Origin of the sequence: Streptomyces sp. NPDC003247 (assembly GCF_042888135.1) — a bacterium.
Lineage (GTDB): Bacteria > Actinomycetota > Actinomycetes > Streptomycetales > Streptomycetaceae > Streptomyces.
Genome location: NZ_JBIAPF010000001.1, coordinates 327,729 through 350,252, shown reverse-complemented (window position 1 = coordinate 350,252; position 22,524 = coordinate 327,729). Strand labels below are relative to the sequence as shown.

At 71.8% G+C, this 22,524-nt stretch carries 16 protein-coding genes and 1 pseudogene; 9 read left to right on the top strand and 8 right to left on the bottom strand.

From position 1 onward, the window contains the following. Positions 1-181: 181 nt before the first annotated feature. The 3 genes from ACFYWQ_RS01470 to ACFYWQ_RS01460 form a co-directional block, all read right to left on the bottom strand. Positions 182-1,936, bottom strand: coding sequence for an NAD+ synthase (locus ACFYWQ_RS01470; protein WP_389511729.1), 1,755 nt, complete (start codon positions 1,934-1,936; stop codon positions 182-184). Positions 1,937-2,120: 184 nt separating this feature from the next. Further along, positions 2,121-2,747: a DUF305 domain-containing protein gene (locus tag ACFYWQ_RS01465; protein WP_389511728.1), complete on the bottom strand. Its 627-nt coding sequence runs from the start codon at positions 2,745-2,747 to the stop codon at positions 2,121-2,123. Next, entirely contained in the window at positions 2,744-3,412 is a 669-nt protein-coding gene (locus ACFYWQ_RS01460; protein ID WP_389511726.1) for a DUF3105 domain-containing protein, read from the bottom strand. The genes ACFYWQ_RS01465 and ACFYWQ_RS01460 overlap by 4 nt, the downstream gene beginning before the upstream one ends. Before the next feature lie 152 nt (positions 3,413-3,564). Here ACFYWQ_RS01460 and ACFYWQ_RS01455 point away from each other — a divergent pair, with 152 nt between their 5' ends. Continuing rightward, positions 3,565-4,002, top strand: coding sequence for an RrF2 family transcriptional regulator (locus ACFYWQ_RS01455; protein ID WP_389511725.1), 438 nt, complete (start codon positions 3,565-3,567; stop codon positions 4,000-4,002). Positions 4,003-4,103: 101 nt separating this feature from the next. Here the strand turns inward: ACFYWQ_RS01455 and ACFYWQ_RS01450 are convergent, their stop codons facing one another. After that, a complete protein-coding gene (locus ACFYWQ_RS01450; RefSeq protein ID WP_389511724.1) occupies positions 4,104-5,291 on the bottom strand; it encodes a globin domain-containing protein in 1,188 nt (395 codons plus the stop codon). 329 nt (positions 5,292-5,620) lie between these two features. Between ACFYWQ_RS01450 and glnA the strand changes: the two genes are divergently transcribed. The 3 genes from glnA (at position 5,621) to ACFYWQ_RS01435 (ending at position 9,824) form a co-directional block, all read left to right on the top strand. After that, a complete protein-coding gene (glnA, locus tag ACFYWQ_RS01445) occupies positions 5,621-6,982 on the top strand; it encodes a type I glutamate--ammonia ligase (protein ID WP_385062255.1) in 1,362 nt (453 codons plus the stop codon). Positions 6,983-7,360: 378 nt separating this feature from the next. Then, complete coding sequence (locus ACFYWQ_RS01440) at positions 7,361-7,984, top strand: lasso peptide biosynthesis B2 protein (protein WP_389511721.1); 624 nt, start codon at positions 7,361-7,363, stop codon at positions 7,982-7,984. A gap of 61 nt (positions 7,985-8,045) precedes the next feature. After that, positions 8,046-9,824: an asparagine synthase-related protein gene (locus ACFYWQ_RS01435; RefSeq protein ID WP_389512846.1), complete on the top strand. Its 1,779-nt coding sequence runs from the start codon at positions 8,046-8,048 to the stop codon at positions 9,822-9,824. Here the strand turns inward: ACFYWQ_RS01435 and ACFYWQ_RS01430 are convergent. After that, entirely contained in the window at positions 9,808-11,133 is a 1,326-nt protein-coding gene (locus ACFYWQ_RS01430; protein WP_389511719.1) for a hypothetical protein, read from the bottom strand. The two genes, ACFYWQ_RS01435 and ACFYWQ_RS01430, sit on opposite strands and share 17 nt — an antisense overlap. A gap of 101 nt (positions 11,134-11,234) precedes the next feature. Beyond that, a pseudogene (locus ACFYWQ_RS01425) lies at positions 11,235-11,437 on the bottom strand (VOC family protein); the annotation flags it as partial. A gap of 110 nt (positions 11,438-11,547) precedes the next feature. On the opposite strand from ACFYWQ_RS01425, the gene ACFYWQ_RS01420 reads away from it, so the two are divergent. Continuing rightward, a complete protein-coding gene (locus tag ACFYWQ_RS01420; RefSeq protein WP_389511717.1) occupies positions 11,548-14,544 on the top strand; it encodes a bifunctional [glutamine synthetase] adenylyltransferase/[glutamine synthetase]-adenylyl-L-tyrosine phosphorylase in 2,997 nt (998 codons plus the stop codon). Between the two features lie 94 nt (positions 14,545-14,638). On the opposite strand, the gene ACFYWQ_RS01415 is transcribed toward ACFYWQ_RS01420, so the two are convergent. Both ACFYWQ_RS01415 and ACFYWQ_RS01410 read right to left on the bottom strand, forming a co-directional pair. Next, positions 14,639-15,502, bottom strand: coding sequence for a phosphatase PAP2 family protein (locus ACFYWQ_RS01415; protein ID WP_389511715.1), 864 nt, complete (start codon positions 15,500-15,502; stop codon positions 14,639-14,641). Positions 15,503-15,747: 245 nt separating this feature from the next. Beyond that, positions 15,748-16,782 (bottom strand): LacI family DNA-binding transcriptional regulator, encoded by a 1,035-nt coding sequence (locus ACFYWQ_RS01410; protein ID WP_389511712.1) that lies wholly within the window; start codon positions 16,780-16,782, stop codon positions 15,748-15,750. A 394-nt stretch (positions 16,783-17,176) separates the two neighbouring features. On the opposite strand from ACFYWQ_RS01410, the gene ACFYWQ_RS01405 reads away from it, so the two are divergent. The 4 genes from ACFYWQ_RS01405 to ACFYWQ_RS01390 all read left to right on the top strand — a co-directional run bounded on the left by ACFYWQ_RS01405 (position 17,177) and on the right by ACFYWQ_RS01390 (position 22,331). Next, positions 17,177-18,448, top strand: coding sequence for an extracellular solute-binding protein (locus ACFYWQ_RS01405; RefSeq protein ID WP_389511710.1), 1,272 nt, complete (start codon positions 17,177-17,179; stop codon positions 18,446-18,448). 114 nt (positions 18,449-18,562) lie between these two features. Then, a complete protein-coding gene (locus tag ACFYWQ_RS01400; RefSeq protein ID WP_389511709.1) occupies positions 18,563-19,564 on the top strand; it encodes a carbohydrate ABC transporter permease in 1,002 nt (333 codons plus the stop codon). A gap of 13 nt (positions 19,565-19,577) precedes the next feature. Continuing rightward, on the top strand, positions 19,578-20,486 hold the full coding sequence (locus ACFYWQ_RS01395; protein WP_389511708.1) for a sugar ABC transporter permease: 909 nt from the start codon (positions 19,578-19,580) through the stop codon (positions 20,484-20,486). Between the two features lie 150 nt (positions 20,487-20,636). Continuing rightward, positions 20,637-22,331: a glycoside hydrolase family 13 protein gene (locus tag ACFYWQ_RS01390; RefSeq protein ID WP_389511707.1), complete on the top strand. Its 1,695-nt coding sequence runs from the start codon at positions 20,637-20,639 to the stop codon at positions 22,329-22,331. Positions 22,332-22,524: the final 193 nt, after the last annotated feature.

The following is a 22,524-nucleotide window of genomic DNA, read 5'->3' as shown; positions in this document are numbered from 1 at the left end:
GCGGGTGCGCGTGCGACGCGGTGCCGCAGGGTGCTGACGCTCTGGGGCCACGCGCGTCAGCCTCTCAGGGGCGCGGGGAACTGCGCGATCAGCCACCGCGCACCCGCACCCGCGCACCCGCCGCACACCGCCCGGCGCGAGGGCGCGCACGCCCACCCGCCGGGCGGGCGAGGGGCCGGTGTCACACCGACTCCCGCCAGCCGTTGGTGATCGGCAGCCGCCGGTCCTTCCCGAAGCCCTTCGGCGAGATCTTCGTACCCGGCGGGTACTGCCGCCGCTTGTACTCCGCGGTGTCCACCATCCGCAGGGTCCTGACGACCAGCTCCCGGCCGTACCCCGCCGCGACGATCGCGTCGGCGCCCTGGTCCCGGTCGACGTACATCTCGAGGATCGCGTCGAGGACGGGATAGTCGGGCAGCGAGTCCGTGTCGACCTGGCCGGGCCGCAGCTCCGCGCTCGGGGGCTTGCTGATCGAGTTCTCCGGGATCGGCGGGGTCTGGCCCCGCTCGGCCGCCGCCCGGTTGCGCCACTCGGCGAGCCGGAAGATCGACGTCTTGTACACGTCCTTGATGGGCCCGTACGCCCCCACCGAGTCGCCGTACAGCGTCGAGTAGCCCACCGCGAGCTCCGACTTGTTGCCCGGCGCGAGCACGATGTGGCCCTCCTGGTTGGAGATGGCCATCAGCAGGGTGCCGCGCAGACGCGACTGGAGGTTCTCCTCCGCCAGCCCGGTCAGCTCCGTCGCCCCCATGTAGGCGTCGAACATCGGCGCGATCGGCACGGTGCGGAAGTTCAGCCCCGTCCGCCGCGCCAGCTCCGCCGCGTCCCCCTTCGAGTGCTCGGAGGAGTACTTCGACGGCATCGACACGCCGTAGACGTTCTCCGCGCCGACCGCGTCGCAGGCGATCGCCGCGACCAGGGCGGAGTCGATGCCGCCCGACAGGCCGATCAGCACGGAGCGGAAGCCGTTCTTGGCGACGTACGCCCGCAGCCCCACCACCAGCGCCGAGTACACCTCCTCGTCGTCGTCCAGCCGCTCCGCGTACCCGCCGGCCGACGCCGGCTCGTACGCGGGCAGCGGGTCCTCGGACAGGACCACCCGGTCGATGCGCAGGCCGTCGTCGACGACCCCCGTCGGCGCGTCCGCGGACGCCGCGGGCAGGTCGAGGTCCAGGACCACGCACCCCTCGGCGAACTGCGGCGCCCGCGCGATCACCTCGCCGTCGCGGTCCACGACGATCGAGTCGCCGTCGAAGACCAGCTCGTCCTGGCCGCCCATCATGGCGAGGTAGGCGGTGGTGCAGCCCGCCTCCTGGGCGCGCTTGCGCACCAGCTCCAGACGGGTGTCGTCCTTGTCGCGCTCGTAGGGGGAGGCGTTGACGGAGAGCAGCAGACCGGCCCCGGCGGAGCGCGCCGCGGGCACCCGGCCGCCGTCCTGCCAGAGGTCCTCGCAGATGGCGAGGGCCACGTCGACGCCGTGCACGCGCAGCACCGGCATGGTGTCGCCGGGCACGAAGTAGCGGAACTCGTCGAAGACGCCGTAGTTCGGCAGGTGGTGCTTGGCGAAGGCGAGGACCACCTCACCGCCGTACAGGACCGCCGCCGCGTTCTGCGGGGCGCCGGCGGGCTGGCCGTACTTCGGCTGGGCGGTCTCGCAGCGGTCGAGGTAGCCGACGACCACCGGCAGTTCGCCGAAGCCCTCGTCGGCGAGGCGCGCGGCGAGCGTGCGCAGGGCCGCGCGGGAGGCCTCGACGAAGGACGAGCGCAGGGCGAGGTCCTCGACGGGATACCCGGTCAGCACCATCTCGGGGAACGCCACGAGATGCGCTCCCTGCTCGGCGGAGTGCCGGGTCCAGCGGAGGATCGTTTCGGTGTTGCCGGCGAGGTCGCCGACGCGCGAGTCGATCTGGTTCAGGGCGAGGCGAAGTTGAGGCACGGGCACCAGTGTAATCGTCAAAGCGACGCGATGGGGTGGCGTGAGGTGTGGGTCACCCCACGCCACACGAGAGACCGGGCCGCCGCACCGCCCCTGCGGCCGGGATGGCACGACGCCTCCCGTAGCCGGGCTTCCACGGCCACGCCCCTGACCGGGCTCCCGCGACCGGACCGCCGCACCGCCCTTACGGCCGGGCCGTGGCCCCCCGCTCCTCCAGCAGGTCCGCCATCAGCTGGATGTCCGACCGCTGCCCGTCCACCATGCCCTGCGCGAGCCGCTGCTCCGCCCCCACGGCGCACCGGGCGGCACAGCCCTGCGCCATGTGGATGCCGCCCCGGTGATGGTCCGTCATGAGCTGGAGGTAGAACACCTCGGCCTGCTCGCCGTCCAGGGTGCCGAGCTTCTCCATCTCGGCGTCGGTGGCCATGCCCGGCATCAGCGCGCCGTCCTCGCCGGAGGCCATGCCGCTCATGCCCATCCAGGCCATCGGCTCCGCCGACGACACCTTCGGCAGCCCCCACAGGTCCAGCCAGCCCAGCAGCATGCCGCGCTGGTTGGCCTGCGTCTGCGCGATGTCGTAGGCGAGCCGCCGCACGTCCTCGTCCGTCGTGCGGTCGCGCACGATGTACGACATCTCGACGGCCTGCTGGTGGTGCACGGCCATGTCCCGGGCGAAGCCGGCGTCCGCCGAGCCGGCGGCGGGGACCTCGGTGCCGTCGCTGTCGCCGCCCGCGACGGAGCGGCCGACGGCCCCGGCCGCGACCAGCACTCCGGCCACGGCCACGGACACGGCGACCCGGGCGAGCCTCACTGCGACAGGCCACCCGTGCACGCAGCGCCCGGCTCCGGCGTCTGCTCGCCCTGCACGAACGTCTCGAGGAACGTGTCCACGTCCGGGTCGCCCGCGCCGGTCACCGTCCGCTGGTGCCCCCAGGCGGTGAGCATGATCGGGTCGGCCTGACCCTCGTACGGGCTCATGAACGTGTAGGGCGTCTTCCCGACCCGCTCCGCCAGCGCCTCGACGTCCGCCTTCGGGGCCTTGCTGCTGTACGTCACCCAGACCGCGCCGTGCTCCAGGGAGTGCACGGCGTTCATGTTGTTCAGCGCCTTCGCGTAGACGTCGCCGTCGCAGTTCATCCACGCCTGGGCGTGGTCGCCGCCGACGGGCGGCTCGGTCGGGTATGTCACGGTCTTGGTGACGTGGGTGCGCCCGAGCGTCCCCTTCCACGTGCGCACGCCGTCCGAGCCGGTGACGAACTTCCCGTCCCCCGAGGCCTTCGCGTCGGTGGAGGCGGAGGTGTCGTCCGACCGCGACTGCACGACGAACACGGTGCCCGCGACGAGCCCGGCGACCACGACCGCGGCGGCCACGACGGTGACGACGCGGTTGCGCCGCTCACGCGTCCGGTCGGCTTGCCGCATCTCCTCTATGCGCGCCTTGCGCGCCGCGCTGGTGCTGTTCTCGGCGGAACCCATGAGTCGGTCCTTCACGGAAGGGGGCGGAGGGCGGGACGGTGCACGCGAGTCAGCTGATCGTAAGGGGGCAGGGGGGAATCGCGTAGGCGGGTCACGGCCAAGACGCCGGACATAAGTTGAAGCGGAGATGCGTATTATCTACGCTTCCTCTCATGCGGCTCTTGCGCTCCACCGACCTGGCACTGCGCGTGCTCATGCGGCTCGCGGTGGCCGGTGAGACCACCCCGACGACCCGTGACGTGGCCGCCGCGATGGAGGTCCCCTACACCCACGCGGCCAAGGTGGTGGCCGAACTCCAGCACATGGGTCTGCTGGAGGCCCGGCGCGGCCGCGGCGGCGGCCTCGCGCTGACCGAGAAGGGCCGTACGGCGTCGGTGGGCACGGTCGTCCGGGCCTTCGAGGGCGACGGCGACGTCGTGGACTGCGAGGGCGGCGCGGCCCCCTGCCCCCTGAGCTCCGGCTGCCGCCTGCGCGGAGCCCTGCGCCGGGCCCAGGAGGCCTTCTTCGCGTCCCTCGACCCGCTGACGATCGCGGACATGATCGCGGAACCGACGGGCCCCCTGCTGCTGGGCATCCCCCGGCTCGCCTGATCCCGCCCGCCGTCAGCCACCGTCGGATGCGGATGCCGTCGGCTGCCGTCAGCCGACGGCAGCCCCCTAGGGCTCCGTGAGGCGACGGTGGCCCGCGGGTGTCACGCCCCCGCCAGCCACAGATCCGGCCCGAACACCTCGTAGTGCACGTCCGCCGGGGACACGCCCTTCTCGATCAGCTGGGCGCGTACGGCGCGCATGAAGGGGAGCGGGCCGCACAGGTACGCGCGCGTGCCGGGGTGGACGGTGACGCCGGTGAGGTCGGCGCGGCCGGTGTGGGCGCCGGTGGGGGCGTCCTGCTCGTACCAGAGGTGGACGGCCGCGGCGGGGAGCTTCGCGGCGTACGTCTCGTGGTCGGCGCGCAGGGCGTGGTCGGCGGGGGAGCGGTCGGCGTGGACGACCGTGACCGGGGCGGGGTGGCCGGTGGCCGCGAGGTGGGCCAGCATCGGGATCATCGGGGTGACGCCGATCCCGGCCGAGGCCAGGAGCACCGGGGTGCTGTCCGGGACCTCGTCCAGGACGAGGTCGCCGTACGGTTCCGACAGCTCCAGCACGCTGCGCTCGTGCACGCGCGCGTGGAGGTGGTTCGACATCTCGCCCTGCGGGGTGGTGCCGCCGGGGACGCGCTTGACGCTGATCCGGCGCTCGGACGTGCCCGGCGCCCCGGACAGGCTGTACTGCCGGATCTGGCGGGCGCCGTCGGAGAGCGCGGTGCGGACCGAGACGTACTGGCCGGGGCGGAAGTCGCGGACCGGGGCGCCGTCGAGCGGGCGGAGCCGGAAGGTGACGACGTCAGGGGTCTCCTGGACGCGCTCGGTGACCTCCCAGAGTCGCCAGGAGGGGCCGCCCTGCTCGTCGTACAGCCGCTTCTCGATCGCGATGAGGGCGTTGGCCATCAGCCAGTACACCTCGTCCCAGGCGGCCGCGACCTCGTCGGTCACCGCCTCGCCGAGGACCTCGACGATGGCGGCGAAGAGGTGCTCGTGGACGAGGGCGTACTGCTCGGGGGCGATACCGAGGGAGGCGTGCTTGTGGGCGATGCGGGTGAGCATCGCGTCGGGGCGGGTGTCCGGGTGCTCGACGAGGTGCGTGGCGAAGGCGGCCACGGAGCCGGCCAGGGCCTGGCGCTGGGTGCCGGCGGCCTGGTTGCCGCGGTTGAACAGGTCGCGCAGCAGCTCGGGACGGGCGGCGAACAGACCGTCGTAGAAGCGCTCGGTGATCTGGCCGATGGCCGCTCCGACGACGGGGAGCGTGGCGCGGACGGTGGCTGCGGACTGTTCGGACAGCATGAGTCCTCCTGCGGACGGGTGCCGGGCCCGGTCCGGTCCGGCGGTCGATGGTCGGTGCTCGGCACCGTAGTAAAACTTGCATCTGAGATGCAAATTTAGAGGGGGCGGTGAGGAGGGCGGGGACGGGCATTACGGATGTCAGTCCGAACAGGCAAGATGGGCGACGAAGCGGTACACCTGCCGTACGCGAGCGTTCAGGCCGGGGTCGCCGTGGCGATCAAGGTCCGCAACGCGCGTGAAATGCTGTTGTGGTGGGATGCTCAGGTGCCCGACCGCCTCCCGCGGGACGGAGACAGGCGGCCTGACCAGCAAGGATGGGGAAGCGGAAGATGGACAAGCAGCAGGAGTTCGTGCTCCGGACGTTGGAGGAGCGCGACATCCGGTTCGTACGCCTGTGGTTCACGGACGTGCTGGGCTTCCTCAAGTCCGTCGCCGTGGCCCCGGCCGAGCTGGAACAGGCGTTCGACGAGGGCATCGGCTTCGACGGTTCCGCGATCGAGGGATTCGCCCGCGTCTACGAGTCCGACATGATCGCCAAGCCGGACCCCTCCACGTTCCAGGTCCTGCCCTGGCGTGCCGAGGCCCCCGGCACCGCGCGCATGTTCTGCGACATCCTCATGCCGGACGGCTCCCCGTCCTTCGCGGACCCGCGGTACGTTCTCAAGCGCGCCCTCGCCCGCGCCTCCGACCTGGGCTTCACGTTCTACACGCACCCCGAGATCGAGTTCTTCCTGCTGAAGGACCGCCCCCTCGACGGCTCGCGGCCCACCCCCGCCGACAACTCCGGCTACTTCGACCACACCCCGCAGAACATCGGCATGGACTTCCGCCGCCAGGCGATCACCATGCTGGAGTCGATGGGCATCTCGGTCGAGTTCTCCCACCACGAGGGCGCCCCCGGCCAGCAGGAGATCGACCTGCGCTACGCCGACGCGCTGTCGACCGCCGACAACATCATGACGTTCCGCCTGGTCATGAAGCAGGTGGCGCTGGAGCAGGGGGTCCAGGCGACCTTCATGCCGAAGCCGTTCTCCGAGCACCCCGGCAGCGGCATGCACACCCACCTCTCCCTCTTCGAGGGCGACCGCAACGCGTTCTACGAGTCCGGCTCCGAGTACCAGCTGTCCAAGGTCGGCCGCTCCTTCATCGCCGGCCTGCTCAAGCACGCCGCCGAGATCTCCGCCGTCACCAACCAGTGGGTCAACTCCTACAAGCGCATCTGGGGCGGCACCGAGCGCACCGCCGGCGCCGGCGGCGAGGCCCCCTCGTACATCTGCTGGGGCCACAACAACCGCTCCGCGCTCGTCCGCGTCCCGATGTACAAGCCCGGCAAGACCGGCTCCGCCCGCATCGAGGTCCGCTCCCTCGACTCCGGCGCCAACCCCTACCTGGCCTACGCCATGCTGCTGGCCGCCGGCCTCAAGGGCGTCGAGGAGGGCTACGAACTCCCGCCGGGCGCCGAGGACGACGTCTGGGCGCTGTCCGACGCCGAGCGCCGGGCGATGGGCATCGAGCCCCTGCCCCAGAACCTCGGCGAGGCGCTGACCCTGATGGACCGCAGCGACCTCGTCGCCGAGACGCTCGGCGAGCACGTCTTCGACTTCTTCCTCCGCAACAAGCGCCAGGAGTGGGAGGAGTACCGCTCCGAGGTGACCGCGTTCGAGCTGCGGAAGAACCTGCCGGTGCTGTAGCCCGCCTATCGGTGCGACGGCGCGCGGGGCCGGCGGTCGAGGACCGCCGGCCCCGAGGCATGTCCCCATGTGACGAGCGGTCCGGCCGACCGCACGTCACATCGCGGGCAGGGGGAACGGCGGTCCGATTGCGGGGCATCCGGCGCGGAGTAGCCTGGAATTGACCGACGGCTGCCTGATTCTGGAGGTAGGCGATGTTTCTCCGACTGCTGCGCCGTCGTATGCCGTTCGGGCTCGTTCTGCTCGGCAACGGCCGTCTGATCCGGGGCTACAGCGGCGGCTACTACGACGGATACGGCTACCAGGCCTGACACCGTTCACAAGGAGAACCGGGCTGCCGCGGCGGCGTCGTGGGAGCCCGGCCCCGGAGGAGGCGCGGTGACGGACGACACCGATTCCCTGGTGGCCCTGACGCGGTTCCTGTCACCGCACTGCCGTGTCACCCGCATGTCGAGCGGAGCGCTGATCGCGGACTGGAAGCGGACGCGTTTCCTCGGCATGGCGACGGCGGACATCCGGACGCTCACCGACGGAAGACCCGAGGAACGCGCGGAACTCCTCACCGGTCTCCTCCGCGCCGGGTGTGCCACGCCCCGCCCCAAGACGTACGCGGACGGCGAGATCGGGCTCTGGCTGCGCGCGACGCACCTGCTGATCCGAGCCCTGGGATTCGGGCGCGCCCTGCGGCTGTTGTCCCTGGCGGCCCCCGACTACGCCCGCGCGGACCCTCCCTCCGCGGAGGACGTCGCCCGGCTGAAACGGGCAGTGCAATCGCACGGCCGCAGAAGCTGGTTGGTCAACGACGACTGCAAGACCGAGGCCGTGACGGCGTTCGTCCTGCTGCGGCGGCGCGGTCTGCGGGCCGCGCTGAACGTCGGTGTGCGCGAGCACCCGTTCGCCCTGCACGCCTGGACGTCCTCGGCCGGCCTGTGCATCCCGGACGCCGATCCGCGCGGACACGCGTTCACGCCGGTGCTCTCGATCGACGGCGGAGGGCAGTGACGTGGAGGCACTCGGCCTCGCCTGGGCCGGGGGGACACCGCGGCTCTGGACGGCCGGGGACATGGCGCGGCGGGGACTCGTGACCACCGTCTCCTCACGGGCCGGTACCGCGGCGGTCGTCGGCTGGGCCGGCTCGTTCCGGGACCGTGTGGCGGGCGCGCGCCGCCTCCTCGAAGACTTCGGCCGGCCGGGAGCCGCACCGCGACTGCCGACCGGCGACTACGCGGCCGTCCTGGTCTGCCGCGACCGCGTCCTGCTGATGCGCGACGAGCAGGCCCGCATCCCCCTGTTCTACCGGGAGTCCGGTGGCCGGGTGAGCGGGGTGAGCACCTCGGCGGGCCACCTGGGTGGCCTGGAAGAGCCGGAACGACGTTACTTCTGCCGGTACTTGACCGGGAACATGGCCCAACCGCACGCGCGCCTCACCCCGTTCGCCCGGGTGCACCGCGTTCTCGGCGGTGAGGTGGTGGAACTCTCGGTCACGGGGCGACTGCGCGGCCGGGAGCAGCGACGCGTCCCGCCCGCCGACGACCCGTCGCCGCCGACGACGACGGACGGGCACCGGTCGGACGGATGCCCGTCGCACGGAGCCGCGAAGGATCTGCGCCGCGCTCTGGAGAACGCCGTCGGGCGCCGCACGGGCGAGGTGACGGCATGTCACGTCTCCGGCGGCACCGACTCCACCAGCGTCGCGTTGCTCGCGGCGCGTCCCTCGGCCGCGGCGCCGGGCCACTCCGGGGACCTCGTCCTGCTGGCCGGGCGCTTCCGCCGCGGAGAACTGTCCGGGGAGCAGCCGTACCTCGACGAGGCGATGGAGGAGATCCGCCGGCACGCGCCCCGGGCGCGCCCCGTCGTCGTCGACGTCGACGACGTGGCCGACTTCGACGACTTCCAGCACCACGCGGGTGACCCGGACGAGCCCTGTGCGCACGCCTTCCGCGCCCCCTTCTGGAGCAGGCTGCACGCCGCCGCGGCGGACCTGGGCTGTGACACCCTCCTGACCGGTTGCGGAGCCGATCCGATCGTGGACGCCAACCCCTTCCACCTGCACGGACTGGCCCGCGCCGGACGGCTGCGGCAGTTGACGAGGCAGGCACGTGCCTGGGCCGCGAGCGGCGAGCGCGGCGTGCGGGACGTCGTCTCCGCCTACGTCGTGCAGCCGGCCCTTCCCCTGGCGGCCGAACGGATCACGGCGCTCGTCCGCCGTCGCGGAACGGTGCTCGGCGGCCTGGGCAACTTCGCCCGCCCCCCATGGCTGCGCCCCGGGTTCGCGCGGGCGCACGGCTACCGCGAGGCCGGGATCGAGGAGAGCGGTTTCGTGTTCGGGCGAGATCCCGAGCAGTCCCTCTACGACGCGGCCAACTACCTCGCCGCTCCCGACCCGCTGTCCTGGCACCAGGCACCGCGGTACGGATTCTTCCTCTCGCACCCCTTCCTCGACCCGGAGGTCGTCGCCACGATGCGCCGCCTCCCCGCCGAGGCCACGTTCCGTCCGGGCCGCCCCAAGGCCGTACTGCGCGAGGCCATGGCCGATCTGCTGCCGCCCGGCGTCCGCGACCGGTCGGTCAAGATCCCCTTCAACGAGGTCTACGCCCGCGGCCTACGGACCCACGGCGAGGAACTCATCGACCTCTGCCGGTCCGCCCGGCATCCGCTGGTCGCGGAGATGTTCGACGTCGAGACGCTCTGCCGGGCCGTGCGGGAGGCGCAGTTCGGCATCGGCGACGCCTACTCCTGGGACCGTATGAACAGCTCGCTGGCCCTGGTGGTGTGGCTGGAGCGATGGGGCCGGCGGCCGTGCGCGCGGGGCACGGCCGGGCCGCTCACCGCTGGGCCTTGACGTCCCACAGCGTCCGTTCGTACGGGCCCGTCTGGACCTTGACGAGACCGTACCGATCGGTCAGCCGACGGTCTTTCTCCGTGCTGAAGACGAGGTCTTCCTCGCCGTCCCGTCTGATGAAGCCCAGGACGTCCGCCCCGTGCGTGCCGAACCGCCAGAAGACGGTGACGTAGCGCGGGTCCATCGTGTGGGCGTCGATCACGTTGTTCTCGTACACCCTTCCGCGGAAGATGACGGAGTCGAGGTCCTTCTGTATCCACTTGGGTACCTTGCTGCCGGGGGACCAGGAGTTCCCCTGGAAGGCAACCCGCTCCAGACCGAGCCGGTCCTTGCGCGCCAGGCTCACGCTGGCGTAGAACGCCAACTGGTCGTACCGGGTGTCGATGGGGAGCTGCACGACCGTTCGGGTGGAGAACTCGTCATGCGCCTCGACATGGATTCCAGCCGGTATCCACGGCTGGGCCGCCACCAACTCGCCGGGCTGGTGGATCTCCCTGCGGGAGAGCGGGTGTGTCTCCTGGTACTGGGCTTTGCTCCACTGCTCGGCATCAGCGCGCCACTGCTTGCGGAGCCGGTCCCTGGGGCTCAGCGGCACCTTTTCCCCCATGGCGTGGAACTCGGCGCCGAGCACGTAGAAGCCCACATCGCTGGGGTTTTCGAGCTTGAGGTCGACCGGCACGGAGAACGCCTTGCGGTTCTGACCCAGCAGAGGCTTCCCGATGGTCACCTTGATGAGGGGCTTGGCCCCGCGCTGGTTGGGCTGGTAGAGGTGCTGATAGCTCCAGTTGCCCACGGCGATGAGCGTCGTGATGAGCGCCACCGCGGCCACCTGCTTGGGAGCGGGGATGACGACCGATGTCCGCCACACCGCGATGACAGCCCACAGGGAACCCGCCGTGAGCAGGGACCACAGCACCCGGTAGCCGATGGAATCACCGTCGAGCGTCTCGTACAGGAGCATCAGGTTGGCGAGGAGGGCCGCGACCGTGCCGGCCAGCGCGACCGGTCCCGAGCGCTCGAAGCTGTTCCGGTACCAGTGGTCCACCACCGCCCATGCGCCGACGAACGCGATGAACGCGGACCCGACGAGGAAGGCACCGGTGACGCGCCCCGGGTAGGTCAGGGCGGACCTTATGTTCCCGATGCCGAACCCGCCCAGCAGCAACGCCGACAGGACGAGGACCAGCAGGATCCCCAGCATCACCGCGAAGGACCCTCGGGGGCTCTTCGGGACGCGTGGAAGCCGCAGGCGCCGGCCCCCGCCGGACTCGGCGGAGGACCGCACCTGATCACCACCGTCGGGGCACACGGGGATCTCCTTCGACCGTCACTGAGGCACTGCGCACCATCGTCCGGCGCGACCCGGCGGGTGACCATCCGGATGCCTCCCGACGGCCTAAGGGACGTCCCTCAAGGCGCCGGATCCGCCTGCCCCGCCAGCACCCGGTGCAGCGGTTCCGTCGCACGCCGGCGGTACTCCTGGACCGACCGACCAGCCGTTGCCGTCCGGGTCGGTGAAGTACAGGAAGGTGGCGCCGTCGCCGGGGGCGTGGCGGACCGGCTCGGAGACCGCGCTCCAGGAGCTCGGCGCGGGCGGCCTCGATGTCGGCCATCGCCCCCCGACGGCACCCCATGACCCCCGACCCGGCGCTCCCCCCACCCGCTCCGGCTACGCTCGGGTCCGTACGACCTTGATCGGAGTCGAGGAGTCGAGGAGGCCGGGATGACGGGGCCGGGGCGCAGGAGCAGTACCTTCACACGCCTGCTGCGGCACGGGTTCACCGATCCCTCCGCCGCCGAGCGGCTCCTGGACAGCGCCGAGCTCGTCCCGGTCCGCAGCGACCCCGTGCTGCTGGAGGCCCTGGGCCGGACCGCCGATCCCGATCTCGCCCTGCGGGGGCTGGTGCGGCTGCTGGAGGCGCAGCCGGGCGCCACCGCGCGCCGTGGACTCCTCGACACGGTCATAGCGGCCAAGCCGCTGCGGGACCGGCTGCTCGGGGTGCTCGGGGCGTCCGCCGCGCTCGCCGACCACCTGGCCCGGCATCCGCGGGACTGGGAGGCGCTCGTCATGTACGAGCCGCGCGACCTGCATCCCGGGGTGGAGGAGTTCGAGCGGGGGCTCGCCGAGGCCGACGACCCGGTGTCGCTGCGGGTGGCCTACCGGCGGTGCCTGCTGGCCATCGCGGCGCGCGACGTCTGCGGGACCACCGACGTCGCCGAGGCCGCGGCCGAGCTCGCGGACCTCGCCACGGCCACGCTGCGGGCCGCGGTGGGGCTCGCGGCCGCCGCGGCGCCCGCGGACGCCGCGCTGTGCCGGCTCGCCGTCGTCGCGATGGGCAAGTGCGGGGGGCACGAGCTCAACTACGTCTCCGACGTCGACGTCATCTTCGTCGCGGAGCCCGTCGAGGGGGCCGACGAGGGCAAGGCCCTGCGGGCCGCCACCAAGCTCGCCTCGCACATGATGCGGATCTGCTCGGAGACCACCGTCGAGGGTTCCATCTGGCCCGTCGACGCCAACCTGCGGCCCGAGGGGCGCAACGGGCCGCTGGTGCGGACCCTGAGCAGCCATCTGGCCTACTACCAGCGGTGGGCCAAGACCTGGGAGTTCCAGGCCCTGCTGAAGGCCCGGCCGGTCGCCGGTGACCTCGCGCTGGGGGAGGAGTACGTCGCCGCCGTCGAACCGCTCGTCTGGCAGGCCGCCGAGCGGGAGAACTTCGTCACCGACGTGCAGAAGATGCGCCGGCGGGTCGTCGAGAACATCCCCGCCGCCGAGGTGGAGCGTGAGCTGAAGCTCGGGCCGGGCGGGCTGCGGGACGTCGAGTTCGCCGTGCAGCTGCTGCAACTGGTGCACGGGCGGGCGGACGCCTCCCTGCGCAGCGGTACGACGCTGGACGCGTTGGGGGCGCTGGCCGCCGGGGGCTACGTGGGGCGGGCCGACGCCGTGCAGCTCGACGCCGCCTACCGGTTCCTGCGGTCGATGGAGCACCGCATCCAGCTGTACCGGCTGCGGCGGACCCACCTCGTCCCGGAGGGCGAGGAGGACCAGCGGCGGCTCGGACGGTCGCTGGGGCTGCGGGCCGATCCCGTGGGCGAGCTGAACCGGGAATGGAAGCGGCACGCCGCCGTGGTGCGGCGGCTGCACGAGAAGCTGTTCTACCGCCCGCTGCTCGACGCGGTCGCCCAGCTCCCGTCCGGCGAGGCACGGCTGAGCAGCGAGGCGGCCCGGGAGCGGCTGGTGGCGCTCGGGTACGCCGATCCCGCGGCGGCGCTGCGGCACCTGGAGGCGCTCGCCTCCGGGGTCACCCGGAAGGCGGCCATCCAGCGGACGCTGCTGCCGGTGCTGCTGGGCTGGTTCGCGGACTCCGCCGACCCGGACGCCGGGCTGCTCAACTTCCGCAAGGTCTCCGACGCGCTGGGGAAGACGCCCTGGTACCTGCGGCTGCTCCGGGACGAGGGAGCGGCGGCGGAGAACCTCGCGCGGGTCCTGTCCGCCGGGCGGCTCGCTCCCGACCTGCTGATGCGCGCGCCCGAGGCGGTCGCCCTGCTCGGGGACGGCGACGGGGGCGGCCTGGAGCCGCGCGGGCGGGCCCCGCTGGAGCAGGAGATCCTCGCCGCGGTCGGGCGTGCGGAGGGCGCGGTCCAGGCGGTCACCGCCGCGCGCGGGGTGCGGCGGCGGGAGCTGTTCCGTACGGCCGCCGCGGACATCGTCGGGTCGTACGGCACGGAGGCGCAGCCCGCCGAGGCCGACCAGGGCGCGCTCGTCGACCTCGTCGGCGGGGCCGTGTCGGACCTGACGGCCGCGACGCTCGCCGGCACCCTGCGCGCGGTGGTGCGGGAGGGGTGGGGGGACACGCTGCCCACCCGGTTCGCCATCATCGGCATGGGCCGCTTCGGCGGCCACGAGCTGGGCTACGGCTCCGACGCGGACGTGCTGTTCGTGCACGAGCCGCAGGACGGCGTCGACGAGCAGGAGGCCGCCCGCGCGGCGAACGCGGTGGTGGCGGAGGTACGGCGGCTGCTCCAGGTGCCCAGCGCCGATCCGCCGCTCCTGGTCGACGCGGATCTGCGGCCCGAGGGGAAGTCGGGGCCGCTGGTACGGACGCTGAAGTCGTACGAGGCGTACTACCGGCGGTGGTCGCTGGTGTGGGAGTCGCAGGCGCTGCTGCGGGCCGAGCCCGTCGCCGGGGACGAGGAACTGGGCCGGCGGTTCGTCCGCCTGATCGACCCCCTGCGGTACCCGGAGGCGGGACTCGGAGCGGACGCCGTACGGGAGATCCGGCGTCTGAAGGCGCGGATGGAGTCGGAGCGGCTGCCCCGGGGCGCCGACCCGAAGCTGCACACCAAGCTGGGGCCCGGGGGCCTGTCCGACGTGGAGTGGACCGTGCAGTTGCTGCAACTGCGGCACGGGGCGGAGGTCGCGGGACTGCGGACCACCCGGACCCGGGGTGCCCTCGCCGCGGCCCGGGAGGCCGGACTGCTGACGCGGGAGGACGCCGTCATCCTCGACGAGGCCTGGGTACTGGCCACGCGGGTGCGCAACGCGGTGATGCTGGTCCGGGGCCGGGCGGGCGACACGTTCCCGTCCGACGCGCGGGAGGCGGCCGCCGTGGGGCGGTACCTCGGGTACGGGCCCGGGCACGTGGGGGACATGCTGGACGACTACCGCCGCAGCGCCCGGCGGGCCCGGGCGGTCGTCGACACCCTGTTCTACGGGGGGTAGCGGACACCCCGACGCCGGACGCCGCGCCGCCGCCCCTCCGTCGGCCCCTCGGCCTCCCGCGGAGGCGTAGGGGCCGCCGCCCCTCCGTCGGCCCCTACGCCTCCGCGGGAGGCCGTGCCCCCCGGAACCCTCCGCGTCCCGGCACCCTCCTCGGCAGGGTGTGCGGCAGCGCCCCGTACCAGAGGCCCGCCACCGCGTAGCCGAAGGCGAGGCAGAGGAGGCCGCCCACCGCGTCCAGCCAGAAGTGGTTGGCCGTGGCGACGATGACCACCAGGGTGGCCGCCGGGTAGAGCAGGCCGAGGATCCGCACCCAGGGGAGGGCGGCCAGCGCGAAGATCGTCAGCCCGCACCACAGGGACCAGCCGATGTGCATGGACGGCATCGCGGCGTACTGGTTCGACATGTTCTTCAGGTCGCCCGAGGCCATCGACCCCCAGGTCTGGTGGACCACGACCGTGTCGACGAAGCCGGCGCCGTTCATCAGGCGGGGCGGCGCCAGGGGGTAGAGGTAGTACCCGACGAGCGCCACCCCCGTGGTGGCGAAGAGGACCAGGCGGGTGGCCGCGTACCGGCCGGGGTGGAAGCGGAAGAGCCACACCAGGACGCCGAGCGTGACGACGAAGTGCAGGGTGGCGTAGTAGTAGTTCATGCCGACGACGAGCCAGGTCACCGAGTTCACGGCGTGGTTGACCGACTGCTCCACCGCGATGCCCAGGGTGTGCTCGGCCTTCCAGATCCAGTCCGCGTTGCGCAGTGCCTCGTGTCTCTGCTCCGGGACGGCGTTGCGGATCAGCGAGTACGTCCAGTAACTGACCGCGATCAGCAGGATCTCGAACCAGAAGCGGGGGCGGCCGGGGGTCCGCAGACGCCGGAGCGGACCGGGAGGGGCCGAGGCCGTGACGGTGTGTGGAAGGGCCTCTTCCCGGCCTTCCAGTGACGTCACGGTCGATTCACCCATGGACACAGAGTCTGCCAGAAAAGCCTTCTTCCCCGATCGTCCTCCGGTCCCCTCCGACCCGCATGTTCTCCGCCGGGGGACCCCTACGGGACACCGCGCGGGCACCGCCCGCGACGGCCGTCTCCGCCGTACGGACGACGGCGTTCACGCCCCTGCCCACGGCGACCGCTCGCCCCTCCCCGTGATGACCGCTCGCCCCTCCCCGCGACGACCGCGCTCGCCCCCGGCTGCGGCGACCGCGCGCCCTACCCGCGATGGCGCTCCCCGGGCGCCGAGGCCGTCGAGCCGCGGACGACGAGTTCCGGCATGAAGACGAACTCGCTGTGCGGGGCCGGGGTGCCGCCGATCTCCTCCAGGAGGGTGCGGACCGCCGCCTGGCCCATCGCCGGGACCGGCTTGCGGATCGTCGTCAGCGGCGGGTCGGTGAAGGCGATCAGCGGGGAGTCGTCGAAGCCGACGACCGAGATGTCCCGCGGGACCGCCAGCCCGCGCTGCCGCGCCGCCCGTATCGCGCCGAGGGCCATCATGTCGCTCGCGCAGACCACCGCCGTGCAGTCGCGGTCGATCAGGGCCGTCGCCGCCGCCTGACCGCCCTCCAGGGTGTAGAGGGAGTGCTGGACGAGGTCCGACTCGATCGTCTCGGGGCTCAGGCTCAGCTGTTCCTGCATCGCGCGGACGAAGCCCTCGATCTTGCGCTGGACCGGCACGAAGCGCTTCGGGCCGAGGGCCAGGCCGATCCGGGTGTGCCCCAGGGAGGCGAGGTGGGTGACCGCGAGGGCCATCGCCGCCCGATCGTCGGGGGAGATGAAGGGCGCCTGGACCTTCGGGGAGAAACCGTCCACCAGGACGAAGGGCACGCCCTGGGCGCGCAGCTGCTCGTAGCGCTGCGTGTCGGCCGTGGTGTCGGCGTGCAGGCCGGAGACGTAGATGATGCCGGCGACCCCGCGGTCGACCAGCATCTCGGTCAGCTCGTCCTCCGTGGACCCGCCGGGGGTCTGGGTGGCGAGGACCGGGGTGTAGCCCTGGCGGGTCAGCGCCTGTCCGATGACCTGTGCCAGGGCCGGGAATATCGGGTTCTCCAGCTCGGGCGTGATCAGGCCGACCAGCCCCGCGCTGCGCTGCCGCAGGCGGACCGGGCGCTCGTAGCCCAGTACGTCGAGGGCGGCGAGGACGGACTGGCGGGTGGTGGCGGCGACGCCTGGCTTCCCGTTGAGGACGCGGCTGACGGTCGCTTCGCTCACCCCCGCCTGCGCAGCGATGTCGGCAAGCCGTGTGGTCACAGGTGTGGACTGTACCGGCCAGGTGTCACCTTGCACACCAATCGGACGCCTTGGGCGACCTGTTGTGCGGCCCGCCCGGGGCTGCTGCGTCATCGCACTCCCTCGTGAAATTGATGGCAAGAGCTTGCAGAGTCTTGCACAAGCGCCGTACGCCTTGGCACACGGCGGCTCCGCCTGACAACAACGGTCTCATGGCGGTTGTCATCAGGTCACGCCCGGATAACTTCGGAGATCTCTTGCACTTTTTTTCTGCAAGGTCTTTCGCGCCGCTTACATGGCTGTTACGTTCACGTCGCCCGGCGGCCGCCGCAATGGCGCAGTCGGCAAGTCGACAGGGACGGCGGACGGGACCGCCCCCTGTAGCTACACGGGCTTTCACCCTCAAGGAGAACTCATGCGGCGTGGCATAGCGGCCACCGCGCTGGTGGCGTCCCTCGCCCTCGCGGCGACGGCCTGCGGCGGAAGCGACAGCGGCGACTCGGCCGACGGCCCGGTCACCATCACCTGGTGGGACACCTCCAACGCGACCAACGAGGCGCCGACGTACCAGGCCCTGGTCAAGGAGTTCGAGGCCGCCAACAAGGACATCAAGGTCAAGTACGTCAACGTCACCTTCGACCAGGCGCAGAACAAGTTCGACACCGCCGCCGGGTCCAAGGGCGCGCCGGACGTGCTGCGCTCCGAGGTCGGCTGGACCCCCGCCTTCGCCAAGAAGGGCTACTTCCTGCCGCTGGACGGCACCGAGGCCCTCGCGGACCAGGACAAGTTCAAGTCCAACCTGATCGAGCAGGCCCAGTACGAGGGCAAGACGTACGGCGTGCCGTTCGCCACCGACACCCTCGCGCTCGTCTACAACAAGGCGCTGTTCGCCAAGGCCGGCATCACCGAGGCCCCCAAGACCTGGGACGACCTGAAGACGGCCGCCGCCACCATCAAGGCCAAGACCGGCGTCGACGGCTACTGGGGCTCCACCCAGGCCTACTACGCCCAGACCTTCCTGCACGGCGAGGGCACCGACACCGTCGACGCGGACGCCAAGAAGATCACCGTCAACTCGGCGGCGGCGAAGAAGGCGTACGGCACCTGGCTCAGCCTGTTCGACGGCAAGGGCCTGCACAAGGCCGACACCACCGCCGACGCGTACGCCCACATCCAGGACGCCTTCGTCAACGGCAAGGTCGCCGCGATCATCCAGGGTCCCTGGGAGATCACGAACTTCTACAAGGGTTCGGCCTTCACGGACAAGAACAACCTCGGGATCGCCACCGTCCCGGCCGGTTCCACCGGCAAGGCGGGCGCCCCGACCGGCGGCCACAACCTGTCGGTCTACGCCGGCTCCGACGCGGCGCACCAGAAGGCCGCGCTGAAGTTCGTCAACTTCATGACCTCCGCGACGGCCCAGGCGACCGTCGCGCTGAAGAACTCCACCCTGCCGACGCGTGACGACGCCTACACCGACGCGGTGAAGGCCGACCCGGGCATCGCGGGCTACCAGACCGTGCTGTCCGCCGCCCAGCCGCGCCCGGCGCTGCCCGAGTACAGCTCCCTGTGGAGCCCGCTGGACGACGAGCTGCCCGAGATCGCCGGTGGCAAGGAGTCCCTGGACGAGGGCCTGAGCAACGCCGAGACCGCCATCGCCAAGCTGGTTCCGGACTTCAGCAAGTGAGTCCCGGGTGGCCGCCGGATCACCCTGTCCACGGGGGAGTGATCCGGCGGCCACCCGCCTGTGCCCGCCCGGCCCCGCCCTCCGATCCTCAGCTCCTCCAGAAGGTGTCGAACCATGACAGTCGCCATCGACCGCGCGACCGGCAAGCGCCGCGGTGACGCGCCGCGGCCCGGGCTGGGCCGGCGCCTGAAGCACTCCTACCGCAAGTACTGGTACGCCTACGCGATGATCACCCCGGTGGTCGTCGTCCTCGGCGTCCTCGTGCTGTACCCCCTGGGATACGGCCTCTACCTCACCCTCACCGACGCCAACAGCCTCAACACGGCCCGCACCATCGGCGTCAACGAGATCGAGGCCACCTACAAGTTCATCGGCCTCGACAACTACGCCGACATCCTGTGGGGCGAGACGGCCTACGACCGCTTCTGGTCGCACTTCATCTGGACCATCGTGTGGACGGCGGCCTGTGTCGGCCTGCACTACGGCCTCGGCCTGGGCCTCGCGCTGCTGCTCAACCAGAAGCTGCGCGGCCGCACCTTCTACCGGCTGGTCCTGGTCCTGCCCTGGGCCGTGCCCACCTTCGTCACCGTCTTCGGCTGGCGGTTCATGCTCGCCGACGGCGGTGTCATCAACGCAGCCCTGGACGCGCTGCACCTGCCGACGCCGCTGTGGCTGGAGGACACCTTCTGGCAGCGGTTCGCCGCGATCATGGTGAACACCTGGTGCGGTGTGCCGTTCATGATGGTCTCCCTGCTCGGCGGCCTCCAGTCCATCGACGCCTCCCTCTACGAGGCCGCGGAGATGGACGGCGCCAACGCCTGGCAGCGGTTCCGCTACGTCACCCTGCCGGGCCTGAGGTCCGTCAGCTCCACCGTCGTCCTGCTCGGCATCATCTGGACCTTCAACCAGTTCGCCGTGATCTTCCTGCTGTTCGGCGGCACCGCCCCCGAGGCCCAGATCCTCGTCACCTGGGCGTACTACCTCGGCTTCGGACAGCAGCCGCGTGACTTCGCTCAGTCGGCCGCCTACGGCATCCTGCTGCTGGCCATCCTGATCGTCTTCACCTCGTTCTACCGCCGCTGGCTGAACCGCAACGAGCAGCAGCTCGCGATCTGAGGCAGGAGTCCCCATGAGCACCACCACCGTCGAGACCTCCGCCGACGTGACCGGGCACGGTTCCGCGGACGCCCCCCGCACCCCCCGCGGACGCGGACGGCGCCGGCCCCTCGCCTCCCTCGCGTCCCACGGCGTCCTGACCGTCGCCTGCCTCGTCGCGCTCTTCCCGATCGCCTGGCTCGTCTTCCTCTCCCTCGGCCCGGACAAGGACGACTACCTCCACCCCGGACGCATCTGGTCGAAGATGACCTTCGACAACTACGCGTTCGTCCTCCAGCACACGAACTTCTTCGACTGGCTCAAGAGTTCACTGATCGTCTCGCTGGGCACCACGGTCATCGGCGTACTGATCGCCGCCACGACCGGATACGCCGTGTCCCGCATGCGCTTTCCCGGCTACCGCAAGTTCATGTGGGTGCTGCTGGTCACCCAGATGTTCCCGATCGCCGTGCTGATCGTGCCGATGTACCAGATCCTGTCCGAGCTCCAGCTCGTCGACACCTACCTCGGCCTGATCCTCGTCTACTGCTCGACCGCGGTGCCCTACTGCGCCTGGCTGCTCAAGGGCTACTTCGACACGATCCCGTTCGAGATCGACGAGGCCGGACGCGTCGACGGCCTGACCCCGTTCGGCACCTTCGCGCGGCTGATCCTGCCGCTCGCCAAGCCGGGCCTCGCGGTCGCCGCGTTCTACAGCTTCATCACCGCCTTCGGCGAGGTCGCCTTCGCCACGACGTTCCTGCTGGACGACCAGAAGTACACGCTCGCCGTCGGCCTCCAGAGCTTCGTCAGCGAGCACGACGCCCAGCGCAACCTCATGGCCGCCACCGCGGTGCTGATCGCGATACCCGTCTCCGCGTTCTTCTACCTCGTGCAGAAGAACCTGGTGACCGGCCTGACCGCGGGCGGCACCAAGGGCTGAGCGCCCCGAGGCGCACGAGACCCCCGCGCGCCCGCGCGCGGGTGGCGGCCGCGGTGTCCTTCCGACCCCGCCGGCACCGCGGCCGCCGCGTCACCCGGGCCGCCGTACCCATGACCCCATGACCGCACCCCCTTCACGTACAAGGACGCCATGAGCCAGCAGCACTCCGCCGCCCCGGCCCCCGCCTCCCGGCCCGACACGGCCCTCGCCACCGTCGCCCAGCGCCGCGACTGGTGGCGGGACGCGGTGATCTACCAGGTCTACCCGCGCAGCTTCGCCGACAGCAACGGCGACGGCATGGGCGACCTGGAAGGCGTACGCTCCCGCCTCCCGTACCTGCGCGACCTCGGCGTGGACGCCGTGTGGCTCAGCCCTTTCTACGCCTCCCCGCAGGCCGACGCCGGCTACGACGTGGCCGACTACCGGGCCGTCGACCCCATGTTCGGCAACCTCCTCGACGCCGACGCGCTCATCCGCGACGCCCATGGGCTGGGCCTGCGGATCATCGTCGACCTGGTGCCCAACCACTCCTCCGACCAGCACGAGTGGTTCAAGCGGGCCCTCGCGGACGGCCCCGGCTCGCCCCTGCGGGAGCGGTACCACTTCCGCCCCGGCAAGGGCGAGAACGGCGAACTGCCGCCCAACGACTGGGAGTCCATCTTCGGCGGCCCCGCCTGGACCCGGGTCACCGAGCCCGACGGCACCCCGGGCGAGTGGTACCTGCACCTCTTCGCCCCCGAACAGCCCGACTTCAACTGGGAGCACCCGGCCGTCGGCGACGAGTTCCGCTCCATCCTGCGGTTCTGGCTCGACATGGGCGTCGACGGCTTCCGCATCGACGTGGCGCACGGCCTGGTGAAGGCGGAGGGCCTGCCGGACCTCGGCTCCCACGACCAGCTGAAGCTGCTGGGCAACGATGTCATGCCGTTCTTCGACCAGGACGGCGTCCACGACGTCTACCGGCAGTGGCGTCGGGTCCTCGACGAGTACGCCGGTGAGAGGATCTTCGTCGCCGAGGCGTGGACCCCGACCGTGGAGCGCACCGCCCACTACGTGCGCCCCGACGAGCTGCACCAGGCCTTCAACTTCCAGTACCTGGGCTCCGCGTGGAACGCCGAGGAGCTGCGCGAGGTCATCGACCGCACGCTGGAGGCGATGCGCCCCGTCGGCGCCCCCGCCACCTGGGTGCTGTCCAATCACGACGTCACCCGGCACGCCACCCGCTTCGCCAACCCGCCCGGCCTCGGCACGCAGATCCGCACCGCCGGCGACCGCGCGCTGGGCCTGCGCCGGGCCCGGGCGGCCACCCTGCTGATGCTGGCGCTGCCCGGTTCGGCCTACGTCTACCAGGGCGAGGAGCTGGGGCTCCCGGACGTCGTCGACCTCCCGGACGAGGTGCGCCAGGACCCGGCGTACTTCCGCGGCGAGGGCCAGGACGGCTTCCGCGACGGCTGCCGGGTGCCGATCCCGTGGACGCGCACGGGCTCGTCGTACGGCTTCGGCGGCGGGGGCAGCTGGCTGCCGCAGCCGGAGAACTGGGGCGAGCTCAGCATCGAGGCGCAGGACGGCGTGCCGGGCTCGACGCTGGAGCTGTACCGCTCGGCGCTGACGATCCGCCGGGAGCGGCCGGACCTCGGGGCCGGCGACGCGGTGGAGTGGCTGCGCGCCCCCGAGGGCGTCCTGGCCTTCCGGCGCGGGGAGTTCGTGTGTGTCGCGAACACCACCGGCGAGTCGGTGACCGTCCCGGCGTACGGCCGCGTCCTGCTCGCCAGCGGTGAGCCGGCGGAGGCGGACGGCGAGGCGAAGGTCCCGGCGGACACCACCGTCTGGTTCGCCGCCGCCTGACGGCCCCTCGTCCGGCCCCGAACGGCCCGCCCTCCCCTCCGGGGGGCGGGCCGTCCGCCGTGCCCGGAGCGATCGCTGAAAATCCTTTCCGTTACTTGCAGGGCTCTTGCTGTAAGCGTTTCGTCGGCGATACGGTCGCGCGGGCGCCCGGCGACGAAGCCGACCAGGCAGTGCCGCGGCGCAGGGGTCGGAC

What these genes read in the sequence shown, in the direction of transcription:
- ACFYWQ_RS01460 (WP_389511726.1), bottom strand. Translation starts at nt 3,412, where the DNA reads ATGGGTTCCGCCGAGAACAGCACCAGCGCGGCGCGCAAGGCGCGCATA.
- ACFYWQ_RS01455 (WP_389511725.1), top strand. Translation starts at nt 3,565, where the DNA reads ATGCGGCTCTTGCGCTCCACCGACCTGGCACTGCGCGTGCTCATGCGG.
- ACFYWQ_RS01450 (WP_389511724.1), bottom strand. Translation starts at nt 5,291, where the DNA reads ATGCTGTCCGAACAGTCCGCAGCCACCGTCCGCGCCACGCTCCCCGTC.
- glnA (WP_385062255.1), top strand. Translation starts at nt 5,621, where the DNA reads ATGGACAAGCAGCAGGAGTTCGTGCTCCGGACGTTGGAGGAGCGCGAC.
- ACFYWQ_RS01435 (WP_389512846.1), top strand. Translation starts at nt 8,046, where the DNA reads ATGGCGCGGCGGGGACTCGTGACCACCGTCTCCTCACGGGCCGGTACC.
- ACFYWQ_RS01420 (WP_389511717.1), top strand. Translation starts at nt 11,548, where the DNA reads ATGACGGGGCCGGGGCGCAGGAGCAGTACCTTCACACGCCTGCTGCGG.
- ACFYWQ_RS01415 (WP_389511715.1), bottom strand. Translation starts at nt 15,502, where the DNA reads ATGGGTGAATCGACCGTGACGTCACTGGAAGGCCGGGAAGAGGCCCTT.
- ACFYWQ_RS01405 (WP_389511710.1), top strand. Translation starts at nt 17,177, where the DNA reads ATGCGGCGTGGCATAGCGGCCACCGCGCTGGTGGCGTCCCTCGCCCTC.
- ACFYWQ_RS01400 (WP_389511709.1), top strand. Translation starts at nt 18,563, where the DNA reads ATGACAGTCGCCATCGACCGCGCGACCGGCAAGCGCCGCGGTGACGCG.
- ACFYWQ_RS01395 (WP_389511708.1), top strand. Translation starts at nt 19,578, where the DNA reads ATGAGCACCACCACCGTCGAGACCTCCGCCGACGTGACCGGGCACGGT.
- ACFYWQ_RS01390 (WP_389511707.1), top strand. Translation starts at nt 20,637, where the DNA reads ATGAGCCAGCAGCACTCCGCCGCCCCGGCCCCCGCCTCCCGGCCCGAC.